The sequence below is a fragment of the Curvibacter fontanus genome, from assembly GCF_054780335.1.
Genome location: NZ_BAAGWN010000028.1, coordinates 1 through 1,795, shown reverse-complemented (window position 1 = coordinate 1,795; position 1,795 = coordinate 1). Strand labels below are relative to the sequence as shown.

2 protein-coding genes are annotated in these 1,795 nt (G+C 68.6%); both read left to right on the top strand.

Going from position 1 to position 1,795, the window contains the following annotated elements; genetic code table 11:
- Positions 1 to 1,043: serine/threonine-protein kinase (locus ACYVH8_RS12770; RefSeq protein ID WP_460489195.1), on the top strand; the 1,043-nt coding region annotated here is incomplete at its 5' end.
- Between the two features lie 121 nt (positions 1,044 to 1,164).
- Positions 1,165 to 1,795, top strand: a 631-nt coding sequence (locus tag ACYVH8_RS12765; RefSeq protein WP_460489196.1) for a protein kinase domain-containing protein, incomplete at its 3' end; no start/stop codon positions are given.

Below are 1,795 nucleotides of genomic sequence, written 5' to 3'. Positions count from 1 at the left end.
CCGAGGCCGAAGATCTGAAGCAGGGCGCCTGGACCGACCTCTACTCCCTGGCGGCCGTGGTCTACAGCTGCCTGCGCAACGACCCGCCGCTGCCGGCCACGACACGCGTGGTGCGCGACAGCATGCCCTCGGTGCGCAGCGTGGTGGCTACCGTCAAGGAGCACTTCGGCCTCAGCTACTCGGACGAATTCGTGCGCACCATCCAGCATGCCCTGGCCGTGCAGCCGGCGGACCGGCCGCAGAGCCTGGCGGCTTTCGTGACCGAGATGAAGCTCAAGGCCTCGCCCCGGCTGAGCAAGTTCGACTGGCGCGCGGAGCTCGGGACTTCGCTGCGCACCGACGAAGAGGCCTACAACTCCCGTCAGTTCTGGCACACCCAGCCGCAGACCGTGCTGGATCCGGCCTCCTCTGCCAGGCAGCCGAGGGCCGAGCAGCGCCGCCGCCGGACGGGGCGCTGGCTCAAGCCCGCGGGCTTGGGGCTGGGCCTGCTGGCGGGGGCCGCGCTGCTCTGGGTCTGGCTGGCCGATGGGGGCAGTCTCTTGCGGGACCGCCCGGTGATTGCAAGCCCGGAGCCGGTCGTTGCGCCGATGGCGGCGACCGCGCCAGCGATGTCCGGTGCGCCGGCATCCTCCGAGCCGGCGCGCGAAGCCGGGCTTGTGGCGGCCGGCAGCAGCCCCGTGACATCGCCGACCGCCCCTGCGCCTGCGGCAGCCCCTGCGGCCAAGGCGCCGGTTCCCCCGGTCGTGTCCGCACCTGTGCCCAGGCCGCGCCCGGCGCCCAAGGTCGTGTCCAGGGAGGAGGATCGCCCGCCGGCAGTCCGAGCGCCGGCCCGGCCCGCTGCGGCGGCGCCGCCGCCGAAGGCGGCTGTCCTGCCCCAGGAGCCGGTGGTGAGCCGGGACAAGGTCTTGTGCGCTGACGCCAACTTCTTTACCCGTCCCATTTGTATCCACAACGAATGCAAGAAGACTGAAAACTTGCAGTTGCCGGTCTGCATCGAGGACCGGCAGCGTTATCCCGATGAGCGCAACCCGACGCCGCCCTGACTTTGTTTCTCTCCCCTCTTTTGGATGTCTGGCGCACGCATCACGAACATGCCGGTGACGGTTCCGCTTCGCTCGAGCGCGGCATTCCATGCAAAAATTGTTGCCCATGGCTGACCTGACGATGGATGCCGACCTGCCGGATGTGCCACGAGCGGCGCAGGCGGTGGTGCACCTGGACGCTTTACCGTCCGGCACGCGGCTGGCCGAATTCGAGTTGCAGGAGCTGCTGGGGGTGGGCGGCTTCGGACTGGTCTACCGGGCCTATGACCATTCCCTGCACCGCACGGTGGCCATCAAGGAGTACATGCCGTCGGCGCTGGCGGCGCGCCAGAATGGGCTGCTGCTGTCGGTGCGTTCCTCGGCCGACCAGGCGACCTTCCAGTCCGGCCTCAAGTCCTTTGTGGCAGAGGCGCGCCTGCTGGCGCAATTCGACCATCCCTCCCTGGTCAAGGTCTACCGTTTCTGGGAGGCCAACAACACGGCCTATATGGTCATGCCCCTGTACAGCGGCATGACACTCAAGCAGGCGCGCGCCCAGATGGCATCCCCACCGCCCGAGGACTGGCTGCGCACCATGCTGTGGTCCATCCTGCAGGCCTTGCAGGTGCTGCACGAACACCACACGCTGCACCGCGACGTCTCGCCCGACAACATCTTCCTGCAGGACATGGGGCCGCCCGTGCTGCTGGACCTGGGGGCGGCACGGCGTGCCATCAGCGACAAGTCGCACAAGCTCACCGCCATCCTCAAGG